Annotated in this window: 1 protein-coding gene; it reads right to left on the bottom strand. The window is 47.9% G+C overall.

Annotated features, from left to right (window positions below; translation table 11 throughout):
- Positions 1–238: 238 nt before the first annotated feature.
- Positions 239–1,639, bottom strand: a complete 1,401-nt coding sequence (locus J7439_RS25355) for an IS1380 family transposase (protein ID WP_209204840.1) — start codon at positions 1,637–1,639, stop codon at positions 239–241.
- Between the last annotated feature and the right edge of the window lie 102 nt (positions 1,640–1,741).

Here is a 1,741-nt window from a genome sequence, read left to right as displayed (position 1 = left end):
TCTAACCCGAATATTTCATAAACGCTGCTACAGTTCGAGTGTTTGATGTTTTTTCGAACAAACATGGTCTGTCAGATTGTATCAGCGTATTTCTCTGCGGTGACATTGCATCCCGACATGTTTTTTTTTCAAAAAAAAGACCGATTTACCTGACTCCAGGCGCAATGAACCCTCAACCTCTTTCAGTTGATTCAATAAAACGCCAGGTAACTGACTGGCAATTAAAAAGTCGTGTCTGTTATCCCGGTTTGAGAACTGGCAGGGTAGCAAAAGCTTCTGTCACTCGTTCCAGCAACACTTTCATTGGGTTACTGCTGGGCAAATGTAACTTCACACGATCTTTATACTCAACCACTTTAACGGCAATTTTGAACAACTTGGCGATTACTGTTGAAGGCTGAGCCTTCTGCAGCTCTGTATCCTTCAGTACAGTGGTTCTCATTTCGTAATGCAAAACATAAGCGGCACAGGCATAGTACATCCGCAATGCATTCGCCCGAAAGCCCATATCCGATGTCCGATCACAGGACAGATCATTTTTCAGGTGTTTAATGTAGTTTTCATCCTGACCTCTGGGGCAATAAAATTGCTCATAAATGCACTTGGCTGAAGCGTTTTTGATTGATGTCACGACAAACCGGGGATTGTCACCCATCTGATTCACTTCTGCCTTGTAGATGACTCGTGTATCCAGACCTTTCCAGCTCTTCGCCTGATACTGAGCCTCTCCATACACACGCACCCGGTAGGGTTCCTTCAATTTGTTCGACCGGGCGTATGCTGTACGTGTTTGCAGACAGCGGCGGGCTTCAGCCATGCTCTCGTCCGCCATGGGGCGCAAGGCTGTTGGATGACCAGCACCTTTGCCCAGTATGTAATCAGCCGCTTTATCCTGCTCAACAACGCGCATCAGCTCCGGCTGGGCGAAATGGCTGTCTCCCCGGATGATGAGATGTGTTTTCGGCCAGGACTGCCGAATCAGCGTCAAAAGACGTTTAACAATGGCAGCATTTTCCCGTCCTGAGGGTGTTTTACCCGGCCGCATAATGGCGGTAATCAATTTCCCGCTCAAGCCTTCAAAAATCATCAGGGGCAAGTAGCAGGTATTGCCGTATTTGGTGTTGAACAGGCTGTACTGTTGAGCACCGTGTGTCAGGCTGGCTGTGTGGTCCAGATCAATGACTGCCAGCTTGGGTGGTTTTTTATAACTGCGGAGAAAATGTTCAGCAAAGGCATAGGCCAGGTTGTGTGTATCCCTGCGGGACAAACCCTTCCCGAGTCGTGAAAATGTGGGGGCTGAAGCCAGATGAGTCTCGACATTCAAAGGGCTGCGACCGACGGCCAGCTTGAACATTGGGTCCTTGCGCAAATGGTTGCTATCATTGGCATCCTGATAACCGCAGGCCATTTGCAGCACTCTTTGCGTCAGAAGATCCTGTATGGAATGGTCAATATAGGATTGATGTCGTTTGTCCTGGATTGCCTTGACTAGCCGGGGAATTAGCTCACTACGGATGGCCATTTCACGAAGCAGCAGCGCTCCAAAATCGGAAGACAGCTCTCCTCCGTTAAAATCAGCTCTGACAGTTTTACCATTAACAGGGTGAAAACGAAGGGTTTCTTGTGTATGTTTCGCCATAGCAGGTTCCGGTTTGCTTCTTCCGAAGCTTTCTTTTGGTCGACTCAATCATATCAAGTGATTGGGCGGAACCTGCTCTTATTTATGAAATATTCGGGCTAA

Source organism: Salinisphaera sp. G21_0, assembly GCF_017744115.1.
In the GTDB taxonomy this organism is placed as follows: domain Bacteria; phylum Pseudomonadota; class Gammaproteobacteria; order Pseudomonadales; family Endozoicomonadaceae; genus Endozoicomonas.
This window is presented reverse-complemented; position numbering and strand designations above follow the sequence as displayed.